Source organism: Anaerococcus sp. Marseille-P9784, assembly GCF_902500265.1.
Taxonomy (GTDB): domain Bacteria; phylum Bacillota; class Clostridia; order Tissierellales; family Peptoniphilaceae; genus Anaerococcus.
Window position 1 is genome coordinate 298,572 of sequence record NZ_CABVOZ010000001.1, and the last position, 17,298, is coordinate 315,869.

The following is a 17,298-nucleotide window of genomic DNA, read 5'->3' on the forward strand; positions in this document are numbered from 1 at the left end:
GCTAGCTCTTCCTTAGAAAGGAGGTGATCCAGCCGCACCTTCCGATACGGCTACCTTGTTACGACTTCACCCCAGTTACTGACCCTACCTTCGACTGCTGCATCCTTAACGGTTTGCTCACAGGCTTCGGGTATTGCCAACTCCCATGGTGTGACGGGCGGTGTGTACAAGACCCGGGAACGCATTCACCGCGACATGCTGATTCGCGATTACTAGCAACTCCAACTTCATGATCTCGAGTTGCAGAGATCAATCCGAACTGGGACAGGCTTTTTGAGGTTCGCTTGATTTTGCAATTTCGCTGCTCTCTGTTCCTGCCATTGTAGCACGTGTGTAGCCCAAGTCATATAGGGCATGATGATTTGACGTCATCCCCACCTTCCTCCGGTTTGTCACCGGCAGTATTGCTAGAGTCCCCAACTTAATGATGGTAACTAGCCATAAGGGTTGCGCTCGTTATGGGACTTAACCCAACATCTCACGACACGAGCTGACGACAACCATGCACCACCTGTAATACAGTTGGCCGAAGCCATAAGATAATATCTCTATTACCCTCCGTATTATGTCAAGACTTGGTAAGGTTTTTCGCGTTGCTTCGAATTAAACCACATGCTCCGCTGCTTGTGCGGGTCCCCGTCAATTCCTTTGAGTTTCACACTTGCGTGCGTACTCCCCAGGCGGAGTGTTTATTGCGTTAGCTGCGGCACCCAGATTTACTCCAGACACCTAACACTCATCGTTTACGGCGTGGACTACCAGGGTATCTAATCCTGTTTGCTACCCACGCTTTCGTACCTCAGCGTCAGAATATGACCAGAAAGTCGCCTTCGCCACCGGTATTCCTCCTAATATCTGCGCATTTCACCGCTACACTAGGAATTCCACTTTCCCTTTCATTTCTCAAGTTATACAGTTTTAGAAGCTTACTATAGTTGAGCTATGGGATTTCACTTCTAACTTATTTAACCGCCTACGTACCCTTTACGCCCAATGATTCCGGACAACGCTTGGTCCATACGTATTACCGCGGCTGCTGGCACGTATTTAGCCGGACCTTATTCGTATAGTACTGTCATTTTCTTCCTATACAAAAGATTTTTACAACCCGAAGGCCTTCTAAATCACGCGGCGTCGCTGCATCAGGGTTTCCCCCATTGTGCAAAATTCCCCACTGCTGCCTCCCGTAGGAGTCTGGGCCGTGTCTCAGTCCCAATGTGGCCGTACACTCTCTCAAGCCGGCTACTGATCGTTGCCTTGGTAGGCTTTTATCTTACCAACTAGCTAATCAGACGCAAGTCCATCTTAGAGCGAGATTCTTTGATAAGGCTATCATGCGATCGCTTTATGTTATTGGGTATTATTCTCAGTTTCCTAAGGCTATCCCCATCTCTAAGGCAGGTTACTCACGTGTTACTCACCCGTTCGCCACTAATCCACTTATTTTCATTCCGAAGAATTCAAATGAGTTTCATCGTTCGACTTGCATGTGTTATGCACGCCGCCAGCGTTTATCCTGAGCCAGGATCAAACTCTCATGAAAATTTATATGAGAGCTTTTGATTCAAGCTCTTTCATTTACACTGATTTAATCAATGCGTGATTTTGTTTTAGAAATCAACTTGGTTTAAATTTGTTTATTTAAGGTTGATTATATTTTTTTATAATCATTGATATTATGTTTTTGGATATATTCTAATATCCGGTTCTTTGCGGTTCTTTGGGAACCGACTTTTATAGTCTACTACTATTTTGTTCGCTTGTCAAATCTTTTTTGCATTTTTTTACAAAAGTTTTACTTAGCTTACAAAATTTTAATGTGTTGACTAGTTTAGTCTACCATCTTTTTTTAATCTTGTCAATAGTTTTTTAATTTTTTATTTTTCTTCGGGGTTTTTTTATTCTTCTTCGGGATTATAGTTTACTATTGAGACCATTTTCCCGTTTTTATCCTGTATCTTCCTTATTTTTTTGTCAAATTCTATTCTTTTAAGCCAAATATTTTTCTGGCAGCCTAAACATTTTATCTTTATGTCTGCGCCTAGCCTTTCTATTTGCCATTTATTTTCTCCACATGGGTGGCCTTTTTTTAAGCTTATGATATCTCCCACTTTGTATTTTTTCATTTATTATTCCTTTTCAATTATTTCTATTTTGTTTACACTGGTTTTTAAATTATTTTTTATTATTTCTTCAACTATTAATTTTTTTTCTCTTCTTGCAAGAGCCCATTGATAGCCTGGAACTGCTGTTGCTGTTGTTCTTATGCAATAGGAATTTTCTTTTATTTCTACTATTCCAAATAAATCCACATCTTCTATTATATATTTGTTTAGGTCTTCTTCTGCTTTTAATTTCTTAGATACTTCTTTTATTATTTCTTTTGCTTTATCTATTGAGACTTCATAAGAGAACTGGATATCGCATTCAAATTTCATAGGACCACTGTTCATATTTTCTACTACTGTTATTTGTGAGTTTGGGATTGTGTAAAGCGATCCCTTATAATCTCTAATTTTAGTATGGCGCATTCCTAAGGTTTCTACTGTGCCTTCGACTCCTCCAGCTTTTACCCAATCTCCAACTCTAAAGGTGTCATCTACTATTATAATTATTCCAGTTATCAAATCTTTTATTAGGGTTTGTGTTCCAAATGCTATGGCTATACCACCAATCCCAGCTGTTGCAATTAAAGATCTTGTGTTTATTCCAAGCATATCTAAGATTATTATTGCAATTACAAAGCCAACCAAAAATTTAATAACGGTGTAAAAACTTTTGCTAAGAGTTTCTATTCTTACTTTCCTATAACCATCAGCATCCATTTTCCCAGAAAATATCTTATCTATTAAACGATTTAATAATCTTAGTACAATTTTCCCCAAAATCATTACTATAATAATTGTAATTATATGTTTAAGTATTTCAGATTTTAATATTTGTTCTATATTTATTTCGCCCACAAACTTCTCCTTTTTAAATTCATTCTTATTTCATTGTATACTATTTTGCCAAATAAAAAAGCAGCCTTAGCTGCTATTTTATAAAAGTTCTCTTATTTTTTCTGCCAATTTTTGATGAAATTCTTCTCTCATGTGAATGCCGTCTATGTAAAATGGTTCGATTTCTCTCCCATCAACAACTGGCATGTTTAAAGTTTTTAAGATTTGTCCATAATAATTTATGGAATTGTTTATAAGTTTGTATACTGGATAGGCGTCTTCTTCTTCGATTAAGGGAGGGATTACTAAAATGTTTATCTTAGCCTTCGATTTATTTAAAATTTCTTTTATATTTTCAAAAGCTTCTTCTGCTGGAATATTTTGATAAAAATCATTAGTTCCTGCAAAAATTATAAGAACATCTGATTTTTCGCCTCTAAATCTTTGCTTGATTAAAGATGTGGTATCTCCATTTACGCCTAAGTTTACTATTTCATAGCCCCGATCTTTCAAATAGTCCACATAGGTTTTTTTTACCAAAAAACCTTCAGTAAAAGAATCTCCCAAGCACACTATTTTCATTGGTCACACTTTTCCAAGGCTATCGCAGTTCTAGATGGTATATAAATTTTGATTCCGTCATAGTCTGTACATTCTAGTTTTTCTGCTGTGTAAATATAGTCTTTACTTATTCTATCAAGTCCGCCAAATCTACTTTCATCTGTGTCTAGAACTGTTCTAAATTTCCCTGTATCGTGAATTGGTATGGCAAATGATTCGTAAGAATTTGTTGGATGGAAATTAAATATATAAATTATTTCCTTATTTCTAAAAGCAATAACTTTTCTATCGTTATCTAACCAAAGTCTAAATATCGTTGAGCCTAATTGCTTATGTTTTTGGGCAAATTTCAGCATAGCTTTATCAAATTCTCCCAAATAAGAATATTTTAGGTAGGCAGCATCAAGGATGGACCATTTTCTCTTAGCATAATCGTAAGAATAGCCATTACCTTCTCTCGGAAAATCTATCCATTCTGGATGACCCGCTTCATTTCCCATGAAGTTTAAATATCCATCAGAACCCATTGATATTGTTATCCATCTGATCATTTTGTGTAGAGCTATGGCTCTATCGATGATTATATTTTCGCTATTTTTGTCCATATGCCAATACATTTCTTTATCTGCTAATTGAAATATAGTTGTTTTTGAACCTACCAAAGCTTGATCGTGGCTTTCTACGTAAGCAATGCGTTTTTCTTCTGGTCTATGTGTTGATAATTCATACCACATATTACCCAAATCCCAATCTTCGTCGCGTTTTTTAAGTGTTTTTTCCCAAAAATCTGGCATACCCATAGCAAGTCTATAATCAAAACCTACTCCGCCAAATTTTACTGGCAAGCACATTCCTGGCATTGCGGACATATCTTCTGCAATTGTAATAGCCTTTGGCTTAATTTCTCTAATTAATTCATTGGCTAGCTGCAAATAATTAATGGCCTCAATATCTGTATTCATGGAAAAATATTTGCTGTAATTATCAAAATTTTCACCACGTCCATGATTTTTATAAATCATTGAGGTGACACCATCAAACCTAAAACCATCAAAATGATATTCTTCTAGCCAATATTTTATATTTGATAAAAGATAGTGAATTACTTCTGGCTTTCCATAATCAAAAAGTTTGCTGTCCCAATCCGGGTGATTTCCCTCATCTCCGCTATGGAAAAATTGATAGTCTGTGCCATCAAATTCGTTTATTCCTTCAGCTGTATTTTTTACTGAATGGGAATGAACCAAATCCATTATTACATTTAGGCCCATTTCGTGAGCCTTGTTGATTAAAGATTTTAAGTCGTTATTTTCACCATACCAAGAGCTTGGTGCATAGAAATTGCTAACTTGATAACCAAATGAACCATAATATGGATGCTCAGCTATTGCCATTAGTTGGATTGTGTTATAACCATCTTTTTTTATCCTAGGTAGCATTTGCTTTTCAAATTCTTTATAAGTTGCAACTTTCCCTTCTTCAGAGGCCATTCCAATGTGAGCTTCGTAAATGAGGATATTTTCTTTTTTGATTTTGAATTTTTCATCGGTCCAGGAAAAATTCTTTCTCGGATTTTCTATTATCGCTGCAAAGTCAAGATTTTCATCTCTTTCAACTCTTTTTGCATACAAAGGAATCCTATCTTTTATTTTTCCATTTGCTTCAACTAGTACTTTGATTCTGGATTTATGAGCAAGTGTTCTTATTCCTTTTATGAAAATTTCCCAATCACCATCATTTATTTTTTTTAAGGGATGGGAATGTCTATTCCAATTGTTGAAATCTCCAATTAAGTATAGACTTTGGGCATTTGGCGCCCACTCTCTGTATATCCAGCCATTTTTCACCTTATGAAAGCCATAATATTGATGAGCATTGGCAAAGTCTTTGAGAGTCTGCCCGTTATTTAAAATTCTATTTTTTTCTTTATTAAATTCATCCATCCTAAGATTAATGTCATTTTCATAATCTTTTAACCAAGGGTCAATCTCTAGTATTTTCCACTTTGCCATTGCTCGCTCCTTTTTGTAATTATTCAGCTCTATCTTTTATAACTTTTTCGGTAATTTCTTTTGGAACTTCGTCGTATCTTACAAATTCCATTGAGAATGATCCTCTAGCTGATGTTTGGCTTCTTAGGTCAATTGCATAATTTAAAACTTCTGCAAGTGGTGCTTCTGCTACAATTATTTGACTACCGTCAGCTTGTGGATCCATTCCAAGGATTCTTCCACGTCTTTTGTTCATATCTCCCATTACATCGCCCATGTAAGCTTCTGGAACTCTTATTTCAAGTTTCATAACTGGTTCTAGTAAGATAGGATTTGCTGCTTCAATTCCTTTTTTGAAGGCAATTCTTGCAGCTGTTTTAAAGGCTTGCTCATTACTATCTACTGGATGGTAAGATCCATCGTATAAGGTTGCGTGTATTCCTGTTACCTTGTATCCAGCTAGTGGTCCTTCTGCTAAGGATTCTTCAAGACCTTTTTCTACGGCTGGGAAGTAGTTTTTAGGAACTGCGCCACCGAAGACTTCTTCATCAAAGATAAATTCTTCATCTGTTGGTGCAAATCTTATAAATACATCTCCATATTGTCCAGCTCCACCAGATTGTTTCTTATGCTTTCCTTGAACATCTGATTTGCCTTTGATGGTTTCTCTGTAAGGAATTTTGTATTCTACAACTTCTGTATTTACGCCATAATTGTCGCGTAATTTATCCATTATAACTTCTAGTTGAACATTTCCAAGTCCAGATAAAATTTGTTGGCTTGTTTCCATATTTCTTTCATCTTTAAATGTCGGATCTTCTTCTATAAGTTTTTGTAAAGCTTCTGATATCTTATCCTCATCATTCTTGCTTACTGCTTTTATTGCATAGAATAAAACTGGTTTTGGATATTTTATTGGTTTATATTCTATTGGCTTATCCTTGCTTGCAAGGCTATCTCCTGTTGAAAGAACATCTAATTTTGTGAAAGCTCCAATATCTCCAGCAATTACCTTATCAGTTTTGATTTGTTCTTTTCCTCTTAGGAAAAATATGTTACTTGCCTTAACTTCTTCGTTTTTGCTAACATCAAAAATTTTATCGTCCTTATTAACAGCTCCAGATAAAACTTTGAAAACAGAAATTTTTCCTACAAAAGGATCTGCAATAGTTTTAAATACTACAGCTGAAAATGGTGCGTCTTCTTTTGTTTGGAAAGCTTCATATCCTTCCTTAACTCTAAATCCAATATTTGCAGATTCATCATCAATTGATGGCATATATTTGCAAATTACTTCTAATAATTGACTTAGACCTATTTCTTTTTCGCTAGATCCCGCAATTAAAGGAACAACGCTACCGTTTAAGATTGCTTCGCTAAGACCTTTTCTAAATTCCTCTTCTGAGAATTTTTCTCCTTCAAAGAATTTTTCCATTAGTGTGTCATCTGTTTCAGCAACAGCTTCAACAATTTCATCATAAACAGTTTCGACTTCTGCAAGTCTAATTTCCGGGATTTCTACTTCTTTTTTCTCGCCATTTTGATATGTGTAAGCTTTTTTGTCCAAAACATCTATAACACCTTCAAACTTATCACCTTCACCAAGCATAAGTGTTAAAGGAATAATTTTGTTGCCAAATTCTATATGCAAATCTGAAACTAATTTGTTAAAATTAGCGTTTTCTTTATCTAATTTATTTACAAAAATAATTGATGGCAAATTAATTTCTTGAGTATAGTTCCAATATTTTTCTGTTGCAACTTCTATGCCATTTTCTCCATCTATTACAAATAAAGCCGCCTCGCTTGCTCTTAAAGCTTGAAGCACTTCTCCTTCAAAATCGAAGAATCCTGGAGAATCTATAAAATTAATTTTATAACCTTCGTACTCTACTGGTATTATAGAAGATTGAATTGAAATATGTCTCTTTTTTTCTTGTTTGTCATAATCTGATACTGTATTTCCATCTTCAACTCTACCTTTTTTATCAATTGCGCCAGTTCTGTATAGCAAAGCTTCTGCAAGAGTTGTCTTTCCGCTACCAGAATGGCCTACCAAGGCTAAATTTCTAATCTTTGATGTATTGTAAACTTTCATCTTTCCTCCTTTATGAAAACATTTATATTAATAACTTCAAAAATGCCTTCTAAATCTCTATAGATAAATTATATAGCAAAAACATATATTTGACTAGTATTTAGAAAATGTTTTCATCCTTAAATTTTAAAAAGCTCTCCTAAGAGAGCTTTTGCTTTTTTATTTTGGCTTTTATAAAATCTAAAAAGCCAAGAGATTTCCTAAGTTTGTCATCACTTATATACTTATTTATACTTCTAAGTGTGAGTTTGTTATCTTTGCTTGAAAATATAAAATCTCCATTTTTTTTTGTGTGTATTGCAAATCGTGGGATTTTGTTTTTAAAGATAACTTCTGCTGTTACAAGATCTATCTCTTTCCAAGGAATTTGTATAAAATCATTGGGATTTCTTTGATTATAATACTCAAAAGCCCTATCGCCTATTATAATATTTCCAGAACTTGTAAGACCTTGTAAATGCTTAGCTTCAATTGTCAAATCTATATTTGAATTTTGAGATTGTGCCATAAATTACATTAAGTGAAGTAATCTAGCGATTATTCCTATTGCAAATAAAGCTAAAATAATTACAATTGGAGATACATCTTTTTTAAGAAGCTTAGAAATTCCAAGTGTTAGTAGCAATGGAACTAAGCCTGGTACAAGAATATTTAAGTTATCTTGTAGGGTTGTAACCTTCTCTGGGCTTAGGGCATTAGCACCATAAGTTGAGTACATTTCCATAGCATGTTTTACTCCATCGGCTCCAGCTGGTAGATTTGCCCAATCGATAAATGTTTCTTTTTGTTGAAGAACTCTTGTAATTACTACGCTAAAGTTTACATTTACCCATCTTTGAACAAGGGCTCCGATAATAAACATACCTAAAATTGAGGCCATCAAGGTAACTTTTCCTAAAACTCCACCAGATAAGTCTTTTGTTATCTCTTTTCCTGCTTTATAGCCAAATTCTTGTGTTTTCCAAAGGAAGATATATCTAATTAAATTCCAAAATACAAAGAAAATAATTGGTCCTAAAATATTTCCGGAAAGAGCTAAAGATGCACCCAAAGCTCCTAAAATAGGTCTAATTGTAAACCAGAAAACTGGATCTCCGACACCAGCAAGCGGTCCCATCATTCCTACTTTTACGCCGTTTATTGCAGCATCATCGATTTCAACTCCGTTTGCTCTTTCTTCTTCCATAGCAAGGGTTACGCCTAATACTGGAGCTGATACATAAGGGTGGGTGTTGTAAAATTCCAAGTGACGCTTTAAAGCTTTTACTTGATCGTCTTTGTTAGGATATAAAGCCTTAATAGCTGGAATCATAGCAAATGCCCAACCACCGTTTTGCATTCTTTCAAAGTTCCATGTACCTTGCAAGAATTGATGTCTATTGCAGATATTTTTTCTAACTTTTTCTGATAATTCTAATTTTGTTCCATTGTTTACAAGTTCAGTATCATCAATTTTTTTATTTTCTAATTTATCAGTCATTCCAATCCTCCTTAATAGTCATTTATAATATCCCCTAGAGGATCTCCTGAAGCGGCATTTTGACTTCCAGAATTTAGAGCAAGACCTTTAAGCTTCATATAAATTAAGGCAAAGGCAACTCCTATAATTCCAAGACCGATTAAAGTAATTTGTGGTATTGCTGCAATTACAAAACCTAAAGCAAAGAATGGCCATGTTTCTTTGGTACTCATCATATTTAATACCATGGCATAACCAACAGCAGCAACCATTCCACCACCTACTTGCATTCCGCCTTTTAGCCATTCAGGCATAGCTTTTAGGGTATTTGTTACAACTTCTGCAGGAATAAAGCAAAGGATAAGTGCTGGTATTGCAATTCTAAGTCCTTGCATAGCAACTCCTGCCCAGTGTATTCTTTCTATTTTTGCAAAATCTGCATCTTCTGCAGCTACATCCATTGCATGTACCATTGGAATAGCAAAAGTTCTTGCAAGCATTGTTAAGAATAAACCTGCTACAGAAAGTGGTATAGCTAAGGCTATAGCTGTTGAGATTGCTTCTGTTACATTTGTACTTCCACCACTTAGTGCTAAAGCCATTATAATAGCACTGGCAACTGATGCTAAAGCAGCATCTGGAGCAACCGCAGCTCCTATGTTTGCCCAACCTAAAGCTAATAATTGTAGTGATCCACCAAGCATTACACCTTCTTTAAGATGGCCTGTTACAAGACCGATAAGAGTGCAAGCAACTAGTGGTTGGTGAAATTGGAATTGATCTAGTATTCCTTCACAACCTGCTAGAAAGGCTACTACAAATATCAAAATAATATTTAAAATATTCATAAATTCCCCCTAATTCATTTTCAATTGTGTTTTTGCTTTGCTAAGCATATTATCTATATTTTCTGATTTATCAGATGGAACTTTTCTAACGTCAAATTTTATTCCACGACTTATCAATTCTTCTAAAGTTTTTACATCATCTTCATTTGCTGAAACAGCGCTTGTAAGATTTACTTTTCCTTCTGAGTAAGCCATAGAACCGATATTTACTTTTTCAAGTTGTCCACCTAAATCTAATAATTGCAAAACATCTTGTGGTTTTTCAAACAAAAGCATAGCACGTGTATTTCCAAATCTTGGGTCTTCGAGGATTTCTTTCATCTTCCAAACTGGTACTACGTGAGCCTTTACTCCTGGTGGTTCTGCCTCCATTACCATGCTCTTTCTAAGTTCGTCTTTGCTAACTGCATCTGATACAACGATAATCCTATCTGGTTTTGTTGTTTTTGTCCAGGTTGTAGCTACTTGACCATGTAAAAGACGTGTATCAACCCTTGCTAGAACTATGTCTATTTTGCCATTTCCTATTACGGTTCCCTCAGGAATTGCTCCAACAGCTTGTGGGCTTGTAGAGATTTCATTATTGCTAATTTTCTCATCTTCCTTAGGGTTTAAATCTTCAGGTTTGATTTTTATTCCTTCTTTGGCAGATCCAATAATGGCTTTTGCTATTTCGTGAGAAGATTCATTGCTAAAGCGTTCTGATAAAGCTTCAATCACCATAGGTAGGTTCATTCCAGCTACTATAGCCCACTTATCTTCGTGACCTTCTAGCAAGTTTGAAGTTTGATTAAAAGGTGTACCGCCCCATAAATCAACTAGAAATAAAATTTGATCGGTATCCATCTTGTTAATACAAGCTTCTAACTCTTTTTTTAAGTCATCAGGTCCCATTGATGGTAAAAGAATAGCTGACTCAAAATTTTCTTGCTCTCCAAAAATCATTTGAGCAGATTCTTTAATACCTTCTGCAAAGTGACCATGACTTGCTAGTATTATTCCAACCATAATTTCTCCCTTCTTTTAATAAATACTTATAAATAATTCCAAATAGAAATTCTTTATGCTTTTATTATAACAAATTTTTTCATCATTTAATACACTATTCTAATATTTTATCATCAAGATAATATATTTTAGCAAAATATCTTGCTTTGGTTAAAACTTCCATATAATTTCTAGTTAGTTCTAGCAATTGGTTGGCTTCTTTTATATCTCTTTTGTCTATTATTTCCTTAAATTTTACAAATTCATAATATAATCTGTGTTTATTTTTTAAATTAAAATCAAAACTTTCTTTGCTGCCATCTGTGTTTATAATCTCAAATTTTTCAAAAGTGCTAACTGAGCCAGGAATTTGCATGGTCTTTTTATTTCCTTGAATAGTATTGGATGTTTTTGCAATAGAATCTTTAGATCCAATCAAAGTGGCCTTAAAATTTCCATAATCTAGTATAAGAATCCCTGAAGTGTCTATGCCTTTTTCTACATTGGCAAAATATTTGACATCTTTTGCTGGGCCGAAGATATCAACAACAAAGGAAATATTGTATAAGTTTATATCCATTAGAGCTCCACCAGAAAATTCTTTAGAAAAAGCTGGAGCTATGATATCTTTTTTAAAATCGTCATATCTTGATGAATATTGAGAATAGTTGAGAGAAACAATTTTTATATCCCCCAAATCTTTGATCATTTCTTTGGCTTTTATGGCATTTGCTATGAATCTGTGGCTTATGGCCTCAAGAATTATAACTTCTTTTTCTTTTGCCAAATTAATAATTTTTTCTGTTTGTTTGAAATTTGATGTAAAAGGCTTTTCGCAAATTATATCTTTGCCCTTTTCTATGGCTTTTTTCATGGCATCATAGTGCAAATTATTTGGCAAGCCTATGTAAATAACCTCAATCTCATCGTCATTTATCAAATCGTCAATAGATAAATAATATTTTTCTATTTGGTATTCTTCGGTTAATTTTTTTAGTTTTTCTTCATTTCTTGCAGCAATTGCACGGACTTTTATACCGTCAATTTCTTTTATAACAGGCAAGATTTCATTTACAATTTTACCTGCCCCTAAAATACCTAATCTCATATCTTGCTCCTTTGTATTTTTTATTAATATAATTTTACCCAAAATCTTATTGTAAATTTTAACTTAGAGTATAGTTAAACAAACGGAGGAAATATGTCTTACACATTAATAGAAAAACAATATTTTGAAAAAATGAACCTTGAAGTCTTTGTTTATGAACACGATAAGACCAAAGCTATAGTTGAATTTGTAAAAAATGATGATACAAACAAAACTTTTGGAATAGGATTTAAAACTCCACCGACAAATTCCAAGGGTATGGCTCATATCATGGAACATTCAGTTTTAAATGGCTCAAAAAAATACAAAACTCGTGAGCCTTTTATGGATATGGCAAGTAGCTCTTTGCAAACTTTCCTAAATGCCATGACTTTCCCAGATAAAACTATTTATCCACTTTCTAGCGAAAACGACAAGGACTTTTTTAATCTAACAGACGTATATTTGGATGCAGTTTTTAATCCAAGAGTTTTAGAAAAAAAAGAAGTCATAGATCAAGAGGGTTGGCATTACAAACTTGATGAAAATGATCAAATAACTGGTATTTCTGGCGTTGTTTATAACGAGATGCAAGGAGCTTTGACAGATCCTGACCAAATTGTTTATTCAGATTTTATTGCAAATTTATATAAAAATAGCCCTTACCAATTTGAAGCAGGTGGCAAGCCTAGTGAAATTTATAAAATTTCCTATGAGGAATTTAAAAATTTTTACAAAGACCACTATCATCCATCTAATGCTCGCATTTATTTTTATGGAGATTTGGATATTGATTTTTACTTAGATCATCTTGATAAGGAATATTTATCAAAATACGATTATAAAAAAATCGACTCATCTATAGAAGTTGTAGAAAATTATTATACAGATCTTATTTGTGGAACTTATCCATCAAGCCAAGTTGAAGAAAATTCAGATTATCTGCTCTACGGATTTTTGACTAAGGAAAATACTGACTTAAAATACGACTTAACTCTATTAGTCTTATTAAGTGCTTTGTTTAATATGGATTCTTCTTTAATCAAAAAACAAATAAATGATGAGATTAATCCAGAAAACTTTTACGCAAGAACTGGCTATGGAGTTAGAAACTCTGTAATTCTCCAAGCTTCAAAAGCCGATGGCAAAAAATTTGATAGATTTGTAGAAATCATAGAAAATGGCCTAAAAGAAGCTTCTAAGAAAATTAACAAGGAAAGTTTAAAGGCTGCTTTTTCAATTTTTGAATATGGTCAAAGAGATCAGCTAATCTCAGTTAATCGTGGCCTATTTTATTTCCTAATGCAATCTTTCTATAAACCAATTATGGAAAATTTCAAGATTTTGGATTATCTAAAAGAACTAAGGGATTTGATCGACACTGATTATTATGAGAATTTCATAAAAGAAAACTTTTTGGATAATAAAACAAAATTACTTTACCTTGCAAAGCCAAGTAGTACTTATAACGAAGATAAACAAAAAGAATTAGACGAATATATCGATAGTCTTAACAAAAATATGACTAGCGAAAAACTTGCCACAATTAAAAATGATTTGGAAAAATTAAATATTTACCAAAATAAAAAAGATAGCGAAGAAGAAAAGGCAAGCATACCAGTTTTAAATATAGAAGATGTGCCAACAGATCTTTCCAAAACGCCAAGAGAAGTCATAAGAGATAAATTTACCTACATCTACAACAATCTTGACACAGCAGGTTTGATTTATGTTTCTTTATATTTTGATGTGAATCATCTAAGTTTAGAAGAATTAAAATATCTATCCTTGATAAATGACTTTTTAGGCTCAGTTGATACCAAAAACTTAGCCTACACAGAAATTGACGATTTGCTCTTCCAAAATTTGGCGGCTCCAGATTTCTCAAATACTTTCATTAATATAAACGATAGCAAATGCCAAAGGCTAGAAAAAGTTTCCTTTACTTCCACAAAAGAAACAATAGATAAAGCCTTTGAAGTTATGAATGAATTTATCTTCAATTCAAAATTTGAAAACCAAAAGAGAATTCTAGAAATTTTGAGAATGAAAAAATCATATTTTGAATTGACCATGTACGATCAAGGCCATATCATAGCAATGAATAGGGCAAACTCCCACATCGATAAAACTTCTATGTTAAAAGATCAGATAAGTGGAATTGGTTCATATCTTTTTCTAAAAGAAGTTATAAAAGAAACAAAGGATGATTTCCAAGGATTTTTGGCAAAAATAAATAAAATTTATTCTAAGATATTCACAAACGCTCTTGAAATAAGTATTGTTTCATCAAAAGAAGACTTTGAAAAAAGTAAAAATATAATAAATACACTTTTTACCGAGCTTAAAGATAAAGAAAAAGACCTAGAAATAGAATTTAAGGCGAAAAGTATCAAAGAAGCCATTCTTTCAGATGCTAATGTAAATTATTTAGCAAATACTTATGATATCAAAAATTTTGACCAAAAATTTAATGGATCTTTAATGCTTTCTAGTTCTATTTTGTCAAATCCATATCTTCACGAGCTTATACGTGCCAAAGGTGGAGCTTATGGCGGAGGAATGATTGTTAACAAAGCAAGTCTTCTTCAGGCTTATTCTTATAGAGATCCAAATATCAAAAAAACTTTGGAAACTTTTTTAGGCATTGGAAATCTTACAGAAAATATCAATCTAAGCCAAAGAGATTTTGAAAATCAGCAAATTGCCACAATGGGGCAGATTTTAAGACCAAAATCTCCACAAAATTTGGGCGATGATGATTTCATCAAATACAAAAAAGAAAATCCAAAAGAAGATAGAGAAATTCTTAAAGAAATAAAAGCTTCTAATATAGAAAAGATAAAATCTTTTGCAAAATTATTTGACCAATCGATAAAAGAAAATAATATTTGTGTTTTTGGCAATAGAGAAAGCATATTAAAAGTAAAATCCGATTTTGATAAAATAATCGATTTAAATGATTAAGTTTAAATTATTAATATTGTATTTAAATATATTGATATTTATGGTATGATATTAGTGGATTTAAGGAGATTTTATGACTAACAAAAAAAATGGTTTTAAATTTAACGATTTTGATTTTGACGATCTAAATCTAAATGAAATAGATATAAATAAAATAGGAAATTCAATAAAAAACTCTATCAATTCGACCTTGGAAAAAATTAACAGTACTAAAAAATCTAAGAAAAATTTGCCTCAAACGAGAAATGAAGAAGTTTGCGCCCAAAAACCGCCAGAACTTTCAAAAGCTAGGGGTTGGAAATTCTTATCTGTCTTTGCAGCTTTTATGCTTGTTACTTTAGATATAGTTTTATTTGATCGATTTATCACAGAAAGAGGTTTTTTTCTTTTTCTAATGTGCTTATGTTCAGGACTTTTAACTATTGCTATTCCAGTTTTATCACGGAAAGCAGGCAAAGAATACCTAAGACTTACTAATAATTACGTAAGATTTTTAAGAGAACTTGGAAATAATACGGTAATTTCTATTAGAGATTTGGCAAGTTCTGTAGCACAAAGCGAAGAAAAAACTGTAAGTGATTTAACAAAAATGATGAAACGCGGATATTTTTACCAAGCGCGAATTGTAGAAAATGATACCATGTTTATCCTTGATATTCCAACCTTTAGACTTTATAAAGAAAAAAGGAAAGATATCCCACAAGTTGAAAAAAACGACCAAGAAGATGAGGCTTTAGTTGAAGATTTAAGTTTCCAACGAGCAAGTGAAATTTTAAATTCAGGAAAGATTGTCCTAGAAGAAATTAAAAATACCAAAGATAAAATTACAAATCAAGATTTTAAGGTAAATGTTGATAAACTTATCAAGAACTCTAGCGATATTTTAAATATAGTAGAAAAATATCCCGACAAATCCTATGCCCTAAACAAATTTTCTGATTATTATTTGCCTACAACAGCAAAATTAATCAACACTTACTATGATTTTGAACTAATGGCAACTGATGATAAAAAAATCAAAACTTCCATGAGCCAAATAGATAGCTCAATAGTAACAATCACAGAAGCTTTTGACAAAATAAAGGTAGAGTTACTTTCAGACAGGGCCATGGATATAAAAACCGATATCGACACAATAAATCTTTTGCTAAATCAAGAAGGCTTGGCAGAAGATGATTGGAAATATGAAGAGTAAAATAATAGTAATAATTTATTTATAAGAAAGATTGGAGCAAAAATGAGTGATATTAAATTAACCCTAGATGGCGAAGACCAAGAAGATAATAAACTTGCTGAAATAACTGGAGAAGAGCCAAATTTAGTAGAAAACAATATAAAATTTTCTCCAGAAGAAGAAAAAATGATTGATGATTTTTCCAAAAAAATCGACCTTGATAACACAAATATCATCCTACAATACGGTTCTGGAGCTCAAAAAAAGATTTCTAATTTCTCTGAAAAAACCTTGGACACCGTTAGAAATAAAGATTTAGGAGAAATTGGCGGGCTTTTGGATTCTGTTGTTATGGATATCAAATCCATGGAAAGAGAAGAAACTTCTGGCCCACTAGGATTTATCAAGAAGCAATTTAATAAGATTGAAGATATGAAAGTCCGCTATCAATCAGCAGAAAAAAACATAGACCATGTTGCAAAAACTTTGGAAAATCACCAAATAACCTTGATGAAAGATATTTCTATGCTCGATCAAATGTATGATCTAAATGAAGAATACTACAAAGAAATTACTATGTATATAGAAGCTGGAAATAGGAAATTAAAATCCACTTACGAAAGTGAAATTCCAGCACTCGAAGCTAAGGCAAGAGAATCTAATTTGCCTCTTGATGCTCAAAAAGTAAATGATTTGAAAGCTCAAGCCAATAGATTTGAGAAAAAACTTCACGATTTGGACTTAACTCGTATGGTTTCTATTCAAATGGCTCCACAAATTAGAATGGTTCAATCATCAAATTCTATTATGGCAGAAAAAATCCAAACTACAATTGTAAATACAATTCCACTTTGGAAAAATCAGATGGTTCTAGCTCTTGGCATGAATCATACCAATCAAGCCATAGCAACCCAACAAAGAGTGACAGATCTTACCAACGAATTATTAAGAAAAAACGCCGATACTCTAAAACAAAATACAATAGAAACAGCCAAAGCAACAGAGCGTGGTATAATTGATCTTGATACAATCAAACACACCAACGATCAACTAATTTCAACCATAGAAGAAGTTAGAAATATTCAAATCGAAGGTAAGAAAAATAGAACTATGGCTCAAGCTGAGATTGCAAGGCTTGAAGAAGAACTAAAGAGAAATCTAACAAAAAGTAATTAGGAGAAATT

13 protein-coding genes and 1 rRNA gene are annotated in these 17,298 nt (G+C 33.1%); 3 read left to right on the forward strand and 11 right to left on the reverse strand.

Features of this window, described 5'->3' with window-relative positions; genetic code table 11:
- Window positions 1-16: 16 nt before the first annotated feature.
- The 11 genes from GAN53_RS01500 to GAN53_RS01550 all read right to left on the reverse strand — a co-directional run bounded on the left by GAN53_RS01500 (window position 17) and on the right by GAN53_RS01550 (window position 11,994).
- Window positions 17-1,543: ribosomal RNA gene (locus GAN53_RS01500) — 16S ribosomal RNA — on the reverse strand.
- A 355-nt stretch (window positions 1,544-1,898) separates the two neighbouring features.
- Window positions 1,899-2,126 (reverse strand): DUF951 domain-containing protein, encoded by a 228-nt coding sequence (locus GAN53_RS01505; protein WP_151409253.1) that lies wholly within the window; start codon window positions 2,124-2,126, stop codon window positions 1,899-1,901.
- A 3-nt stretch (window positions 2,127-2,129) separates the two neighbouring features.
- Window positions 2,130-2,963, reverse strand: a complete 834-nt coding sequence (locus GAN53_RS01510; protein WP_151409254.1) for a mechanosensitive ion channel family protein — start codon at window positions 2,961-2,963, stop codon at window positions 2,130-2,132.
- 78 nt (window positions 2,964-3,041) lie between these two features.
- On the reverse strand, window positions 3,042-3,524 hold the full coding sequence (locus GAN53_RS01515; RefSeq protein WP_151409255.1) for an SGNH/GDSL hydrolase family protein: 483 nt from the start codon (window positions 3,522-3,524) through the stop codon (window positions 3,042-3,044).
- On the reverse strand, window positions 3,521-5,515 hold the full coding sequence (locus GAN53_RS01520; RefSeq protein WP_151409256.1) for an alpha-amylase family glycosyl hydrolase: 1,995 nt from the start codon (window positions 5,513-5,515) through the stop codon (window positions 3,521-3,523). Before GAN53_RS01520 ends, GAN53_RS01515 begins: the two co-directional genes overlap by 4 nt.
- 19 nt (window positions 5,516-5,534) lie before the next feature.
- Window positions 5,535-7,592, reverse strand: a complete 2,058-nt coding sequence (fusA, locus tag GAN53_RS01525; protein ID WP_151409257.1) for an elongation factor G — start codon at window positions 7,590-7,592, stop codon at window positions 5,535-5,537.
- A 139-nt stretch (window positions 7,593-7,731) separates the two neighbouring features.
- A complete protein-coding gene (locus tag GAN53_RS01530) occupies window positions 7,732-8,100 on the reverse strand; it encodes a DUF956 family protein (protein ID WP_151409258.1) in 369 nt (122 codons plus the stop codon).
- A gap of 3 nt (window positions 8,101-8,103) precedes the next feature.
- Window positions 8,104-9,072 (reverse strand): PTS system mannose/fructose/sorbose family transporter subunit IID, encoded by a 969-nt coding sequence (locus GAN53_RS01535; protein WP_151409259.1) that lies wholly within the window; start codon window positions 9,070-9,072, stop codon window positions 8,104-8,106.
- 11 nt (window positions 9,073-9,083) lie between these two features.
- Entirely contained in the window at window positions 9,084-9,899 is an 816-nt protein-coding gene (locus GAN53_RS01540) for a PTS mannose/fructose/sorbose transporter subunit IIC (RefSeq protein WP_151409260.1), read from the reverse strand.
- 9 nt (window positions 9,900-9,908) lie between these two features.
- Entirely contained in the window at window positions 9,909-10,907 is a 999-nt protein-coding gene (locus tag GAN53_RS01545; RefSeq protein WP_151409261.1) for a PTS sugar transporter subunit IIB, read from the reverse strand.
- Window positions 10,908-11,001: 94 nt separating this feature from the next.
- Window positions 11,002-11,994 carry a Gfo/Idh/MocA family protein gene (locus tag GAN53_RS01550; protein ID WP_151409262.1) on the reverse strand — a complete coding sequence of 331 codons (993 nt, stop codon included), beginning with the start codon at window positions 11,992-11,994 and terminating at the stop codon, window positions 11,002-11,004.
- Window positions 11,995-12,087: 93 nt separating this feature from the next.
- Here GAN53_RS01550 and GAN53_RS01555 point away from each other — a divergent pair, with 93 nt between their 5' ends.
- The 3 genes from GAN53_RS01555 to GAN53_RS01565 all read left to right on the forward strand — a co-directional run bounded on the left by GAN53_RS01555 (window position 12,088) and on the right by GAN53_RS01565 (window position 17,290).
- Window positions 12,088-14,940 carry an insulinase family protein gene (locus GAN53_RS01555; protein WP_151409263.1) on the forward strand — a complete coding sequence of 951 codons (2,853 nt, stop codon included), beginning with the start codon at window positions 12,088-12,090 and terminating at the stop codon, window positions 14,938-14,940.
- Between the two features lie 73 nt (window positions 14,941-15,013).
- Complete coding sequence (locus GAN53_RS01560) at window positions 15,014-16,135, forward strand: 5-bromo-4-chloroindolyl phosphate hydrolysis family protein (RefSeq protein ID WP_151409264.1); 1,122 nt, start codon at window positions 15,014-15,016, stop codon at window positions 16,133-16,135.
- 42 nt (window positions 16,136-16,177) lie between these two features.
- Window positions 16,178-17,290, forward strand: coding sequence for a toxic anion resistance protein (locus tag GAN53_RS01565; protein ID WP_099320285.1), 1,113 nt, complete (start codon window positions 16,178-16,180; stop codon window positions 17,288-17,290).
- The last annotated feature ends 8 nt before the right edge of the window (window positions 17,291-17,298 follow it).

Coding starts and splice junctions, on each gene's coding strand:
- GAN53_RS01565 (WP_099320285.1), top strand. CDS start 16,178: ATGAGTGATATTAAATTAACCCTAGATGGCGAAGACCAAGAAGATAAT.
- GAN53_RS01540 (WP_151409260.1), bottom strand. CDS start 9,899: ATGAATATTTTAAATATTATTTTGATATTTGTAGTAGCCTTTCTAGCA.
- GAN53_RS01515 (WP_151409255.1), bottom strand. CDS start 3,524: ATGAAAATAGTGTGCTTGGGAGATTCTTTTACTGAAGGTTTTTTGGTA.
- GAN53_RS01535 (WP_151409259.1), bottom strand. CDS start 9,072: ATGACTGATAAATTAGAAAATAAAAAAATTGATGATACTGAACTTGTA.
- GAN53_RS01505 (WP_151409253.1), bottom strand. CDS start 2,126: ATGAAAAAATACAAAGTGGGAGATATCATAAGCTTAAAAAAAGGCCAC.
- GAN53_RS01545 (WP_151409261.1), bottom strand. CDS start 10,907: ATGGTTGGAATAATACTAGCAAGTCATGGTCACTTTGCAGAAGGTATT.
- GAN53_RS01560 (WP_151409264.1), top strand. CDS start 15,014: ATGACTAACAAAAAAAATGGTTTTAAATTTAACGATTTTGATTTTGAC.
- GAN53_RS01530 (WP_151409258.1), bottom strand. CDS start 8,100: ATGGCACAATCTCAAAATTCAAATATAGATTTGACAATTGAAGCTAAG.
- fusA (WP_151409257.1), bottom strand. CDS start 7,592: ATGAAAGTTTACAATACATCAAAGATTAGAAATTTAGCCTTGGTAGGC.
- GAN53_RS01555 (WP_151409263.1), top strand. CDS start 12,088: ATGTCTTACACATTAATAGAAAAACAATATTTTGAAAAAATGAACCTT.
- GAN53_RS01520 (WP_151409256.1), bottom strand. CDS start 5,515: ATGGCAAAGTGGAAAATACTAGAGATTGACCCTTGGTTAAAAGATTAT.
- GAN53_RS01550 (WP_151409262.1), bottom strand. CDS start 11,994: ATGAGATTAGGTATTTTAGGGGCAGGTAAAATTGTAAATGAAATCTTG.